Consider the following 5,258-nt stretch of genomic DNA (forward strand, 5'->3'; position numbering starts at 1 on the left):
TTTGCATATCGTCCCTTCATCCTTACCTTGCTCAACAGCCTTCATACAGTCTCCCTTCAAGGCCAAAGACTCTCCTTTGTAGGGCTGGAGAATTATCAGCGGTTGTTCGCCAACCAATCCTTCCAAGCAAGCTTATCAAACACTCTTCGATTCACCCTGTATTTCGTTCCCACCAATCTGATCGTATGTCTGGGGGCCGCCCTGCTCTCCAATAGAAAAGGCAGGTTGGCTACGCTCAATCAAGTGTTTTTCTTCCTGCCCATGGCAGTCGGACTTTCCAGCTCCATGATGATTCTGAAAATGATGTTCAACCCATCCATCGGCATCATAAACCAGCTGTTCAATACCGATATCCAGTGGTTCAATGACAAGAGGGCTGCCATGGCCCTGCTGGTTATCGCCGGAGTCTACCTGGATATCGGACTCAACTTCCTGTTGCTGCAAGCCGCATTGCGAAACGTTCCTTCGGAACTGCATGAAGTAGCCACGATTGAAGGGGCGAACGGCTTCCAAGTATTTCGGTATCTCCAAGCCCCCCTCATCGCTCCAACGTTTGTCTTTGTGCTGATGACCAATATCAAGGATGCGATGCTCATCTCTTCCCCGGTTTTGATTCTCACCGAGGGCGGACCCTTCCGTTCCACCCAGACCTTGGTCTATCAAATGTACCTGGAAGGTTTCAAGAGCGGAAACTACGCCATGGGATCGGCAATTGCCACGGTGGTGTTTCTTCTTACCTTTACCGTCCTGCTTTTATTGCTCCACTTGGAACGAAGGAGGGTGTACTACCAATGAAAAAAGTAACAGCCTTCGTTGCAACAGTCTTTTCGCTGATAGTAGTCTTCCCCATTTTCTACTCCATCAGCGCCTCGTTCTTCACCTATACCGACTTCACCAGTATTCCGGCGAGGCTTTTGCCTTCACGTCCCACGCTTGAGAACTATTACCGGGCTTTCAAGGAGTCGAACCTCGAGCAGTTCTTGGCAAACTCCTTGGTAACGGCATCCTTGGGTACAGCACTGAGAATGGTCATCAGCATTCTCGCCGCATATACCTTCTCCTTCTTCACCTTCAAGGGACGGGATGTATTGTTTGTATTGATTGTGGCAACCATGCTCCTTCCTTCGGATGCGCTCCTGTTAGCCAATTATTCGACCATCAGGTCGCTGAGGCTGACCGACACGTATGTGGGAATCATAAGCACCACGCTGCTTGCACCCACCCATATTTTCATGTTGCGCCAATATTTCAAGACTGTGAGCAGCGAGTACCGGGAAGCCGCACTCATCGAAGGTTGCAGCGATGTCCGCTTTCTTACCACCCTCTTGATTCCCATCAGCAAGGCTGTGGTGATCACGCTGGCCATCCATAGTTTCAGTACCATTTTCAATGACTACCTCTGGCCTTTGTTGGTCACCAACAAGGAGAGCATGAGAACAGTCCAGGTGGGTCTGACGATGCTCGGGTTCTCCGAGAATCTCGATTATGGTCCGCAGTTTGCCGCTATAACCTTGTTGATAACCCCGATTCTCATCGCCTTCATTGCGATGCATAAACCAATCCAAACCAGCGTGAGTACACGCTTTGCAGGGAGATAACCATGAAACGATTGATCATCTATGTAGTACTAGTCCTCTTGGCTACCCAGAGTCTGGCCGCCCTTGGTCAAACAGAAACCCAACGTGATGCGGTAACAACCATCACCTGGTGGCATTCAAACAGCGGTCTTGCCGGCAAAGCCGCTGAAACACTCGTTGATGATTTCAACAACACCGTCGGCAAAGAGAAGAACATCCAAGTCCAAGCTGTCTACCAAGGAAAAGCCAACGATGTATTGACCAAGGCAAAAGCTATTTGGCAGTCTTCCGATACCAGCGACCTACCCGATCTGGTTCAGCTTGACGGGTCTGCCGTCCTTGACATCCGTGACAACCCCAACTTGATCGCCATGGAAGACTTGGCAAAAGCCGACGGGTATGACCTTTCACAGATTATGGAAGCGGCTCGGCTTTCCATCACCTACAAGCAGAAAATGATCGCCATGCCGTTCAACAGCTCAACGATTCTGCTCTACTACAATAAAACTGCCTTCGATGAGGTTGGAATTACCGCCCCTCCACGAACCCTCGATGATTTGGCGGAAGTGGCGACGAAACTCAAGAAGACCGACGACAAGGGAAAGGTAATTCGCTACGGCTTTGCCAATGTACCTACCACGTATGAGTTGATGGTGTGGCTTGGCCAGCAGAACGGACTCTCCTACATTACCGATTTTGAGAACGGCCATACCGGCAATCCCACCAAGGTGCTGTTCCACGAAAACGGTACGATGGTCAACTTCCTCACCAAGTGGAAGGCACTCTATGCAACAGGTTCCTTGGAGAATCTTACCAGTGACCTCAATGGGGCGTTTGCCAGCGGCAGGGTCGTCATGATTGTTGCATCCACAAGCAATCTGACCACCATCCATTCGATGGTAGGTGATAGATTCGAGGTCGGGGTCGCTCCCTTCCCAATGGTCGATGAAAAGGCTACCGGAGGGGTGAATGTCGGTGGTGGAGCCATCTATGCCTTGAATAACGGCTCACATAATGAAAGCGCAGCCTGGGAGTTTGTAAAGTTTGCAACCAGTGCAAAGCAGCAGTACGCCTGGCACATCGCAACCGGCTATTTCCCGGTTCACCGTGACACGTATACAATGCCCGAGTTCCAGGCTCATCTAGAGGCCAATCCCCACTACGGGGTTGCAATAAAGCAGTTGCTGGACAGCAATCCGAAGCTGCAGGGCCTCTGGGTCCCCAGTGCCTATCAGATTTATTATGCTTTCCAGAGCGGCATTCTCAAGATGCTGACTGAAAACAAGAGTCCTGAGCAGACCAGCAAGGAGCTCGAAACTGAGATCAACAGCTACTTTGCCGAATTTCAGAGGATGCAGCAGGAGTGAGAATCGCGACGAGCACCAACCTGATAAGCTTCAACCGTGATGGAAGCAAAACCGAGATGGTCCACCTCCTTGGTCTCTATGCCAAGGAGGGCTTCAGGGTGCTGGACTTGAACCTGTGCGAAATGCTCAATCCCAACGGGAGTCTTGCCGGCAGCGGGTGGAAACAGTATGTGGGAAGGCTGAAGGATTTGAAGGGCCAACATGCCCTGACGTTCAACCAAGCTCATGCGCCCTATAGTAACGATGGGCATATCCTTGAAGAGCTGCTTCTCCGCTCGCTGGAGGTATGCCATAATCTGGGTATACCGATTTTGGTGGTTCATCCCACCAAAGGCGGTGTTGAGCAAAATTTGCAAGCATATGAACGCTATGTTCACGAAGCTGAAGAGAAAAACATCATCTTGGCCTTTGAGAATCTGAATGCCGATGACGAAATGACCGAAGTCACAGAGCTTATAGAAATGACAGAGGCTTTCGGCTCCCCCTCTGTCGGCATCTGCTACGACACGGGTCATGCCCACCAAAGAGGTCATGACCTTGCACAGGATATCCACCTGATGGGCAGATACTTGGTGGCAACCCATATTGCCGACAACAAGGGGAAAGAGGATGAGCACCTGCTCCCCTTTTACGGGACCATTGATTGGGATGCGGTTATCAGGGCTTTGACCGAGATCAAGTACAATGGCGATTTGACCTTCGAGTGCATGTTTTTCAACCAACATCTTCCCTTGGATCTGAAGCTCCAAGCCCTGAGGCAGGCTCGGGTTGTCGGAGAGTACTTGCTTTCTAGAGCTCTCTGAACCGGCAGCGGTCCTTGAAGGTGCAACTCTTGCACATCAAGCCGGGGCATTGTTGGAAATCGTCGTTGGTCTCAAGCTGTTGGATGTGCCAGGAGAGGTCTCCCACACGTTTTTCGATGGCAGCCTGCCGTTCCAAGGCTTCACTGAGCTTGCTACGGTACTGACGAAGCAGCTCGTTTCTCCGCTTCTGTCCGGTAGCGTCCTCGCTGCCCATCAGGATGATGGTCCTGATTTCGCTGAGTGAGAAGTCCAGTTCCTTCAGTTCTGCGATTCGATTCAGGTACACAACATCGGCATCGGTATAATAGCGCTGCCCTCCATCGCTGCGATGGTTGGTCTTCAAAAGACCGAGTGACTCGTAGTACCTGATGGTGCGGACGGTCACGTTGCACTTTCTTGCCAGTTCTCCGATACGATACGTTTGTTGCATATATGCTTTGTACCACAACTTTGCATGAGGGCTCAAGCAAAGTGGCACCTTCTTTGCCTTAGCTGTATATGAAATACCTTTTTAGTCATCCAACGGAACAGAAAATCAAGGAAATGGCGGTTTGTGATAGGCCAAGGGAAAGAATGCTCCTGCGCGGTGCAGAAGCTCTCAGCGACCAGGAACTGCTGGCCATCCTCATCGGGAGCGGGAATAAGGAACGGACGGTGAATGCCATCGCAAAAGATGTGATGGAGCTGCTGGATCGAAAAGCTGTCGTAAGCAACGATGAGCTTATGAACATCCCCGGCCTCGGGACAGCCAAGGCGACGTTGATTGCAGCTGCTTTGGAGTTGGGCAGGAGGCGGCTGCCTCCCAAGCGGCGCCAGATTTCGACGCCCTCTGAAATCTATCCGCTCATCCAGCACTATGCTTCAAGAATGCAGGAGCACTTCCTAAGCATCTGTCTTAATGGCGCCCATGAGGTACTGTCGGTCAATGTCTGCTCGGTTGGGTTGGTGAACAGGACGTTGGTTCATCCCAGGGAGGTCTTCACGGAGGCAGTGAGACAACGAGCAACCGCCATCGTGGTAGCCCACAACCACCCCAGCGGCAATCTTGAGCCGAGCATGGAGGACAAGGATGTGACCAGGAGGCTCAGGCAGGCAGGGGACTTGCTGGGCATCAGGATCCTGGACCATCTCATTTTCGGAGAGGAAGGGTTTCTGTCGATGCTGGAGGGGAATCTGTTCTAGAAGGAANNGCAACCCCTGCGTAGCCATAAAACCACCTCTTTTCAAGTGGGGGTTGCACCTGGTTTTCTTCTTATCTAAAAACAAGCTATATGAGGTGGACTATAAGGCTGGACGGAGTTGTAAACCAGTATGGGCGCAGTCACTGGAAAAGTGTCTCCAAATCGTGTTCCTGTCTGCAAGAAAGTGTCTACCAAAACATACTCATAGCGAACAGAGAAGAGGATTTTATGGATAATCCACCTGGTAGCATGTTCCAGAAAATCCTTAACTGGAGGTATCAATTTATCCTTCCTGTGGAGGATGTGGATTTCCTTCCTGGTACCGATAGT

The 5,258-nt window shown here is 51.0% G+C and carries 6 protein-coding genes; 5 read left to right on the top strand and 1 reads right to left on the bottom strand.

Annotation, left to right across the window (positions count from 1 at the left end; genetic code table 11):
- The 4 genes from B3F49_RS05055 to B3F49_RS05070 all read left to right on the top strand — a co-directional run.
- On the top strand, nt 1-795 hold a 795-nt coding region (locus B3F49_RS05055; protein WP_293909430.1), incomplete at its 5' end, for a carbohydrate ABC transporter permease.
- On the top strand, nt 792-1,598 hold the full coding sequence (locus tag B3F49_RS05060; RefSeq protein ID WP_293909433.1) for a carbohydrate ABC transporter permease: 807 nt from the start codon (nt 792-794) through the stop codon (nt 1,596-1,598). The genes B3F49_RS05055 and B3F49_RS05060, both read left to right, overlap by 4 nt.
- A 2-nt stretch (nt 1,599-1,600) precedes the next feature.
- Nucleotides 1,601-2,944 (top strand): ABC transporter substrate-binding protein, encoded by a 1,344-nt coding sequence (locus tag B3F49_RS05065; RefSeq protein ID WP_293909435.1) that lies wholly within the window; start codon nt 1,601-1,603, stop codon nt 2,942-2,944.
- On the top strand, nt 2,941-3,747 hold the full coding sequence (locus B3F49_RS05070) for a sugar phosphate isomerase/epimerase family protein (protein ID WP_293909437.1): 807 nt from the start codon (nt 2,941-2,943) through the stop codon (nt 3,745-3,747). Before B3F49_RS05065 ends, B3F49_RS05070 begins: the two co-directional genes overlap by 4 nt.
- On the opposite strand, the gene B3F49_RS05075 is transcribed toward B3F49_RS05070, so the two are convergent.
- Nucleotides 3,734-4,177, bottom strand: coding sequence for a MerR family transcriptional regulator (locus B3F49_RS05075; protein WP_293909439.1), 444 nt, complete (start codon nt 4,175-4,177; stop codon nt 3,734-3,736). The two genes, B3F49_RS05070 and B3F49_RS05075, sit on opposite strands and share 14 nt — an antisense overlap.
- A 68-nt stretch (nt 4,178-4,245) precedes the next feature.
- Here B3F49_RS05075 and radC point away from each other — a divergent pair, with 68 nt between their 5' ends.
- Nucleotides 4,246-4,929, top strand: coding sequence for a RadC family protein (gene radC / locus B3F49_RS05080; protein ID WP_293909441.1), 684 nt, complete (start codon nt 4,246-4,248; stop codon nt 4,927-4,929).
- The last annotated feature ends 329 nt before the right edge of the window (nt 4,930-5,258 follow it).

This window comes from Sphaerochaeta sp. UBA5836 (assembly GCF_002432845.1).
Lineage (GTDB): Bacteria > Spirochaetota > Spirochaetia > Sphaerochaetales > Sphaerochaetaceae > Sphaerochaeta.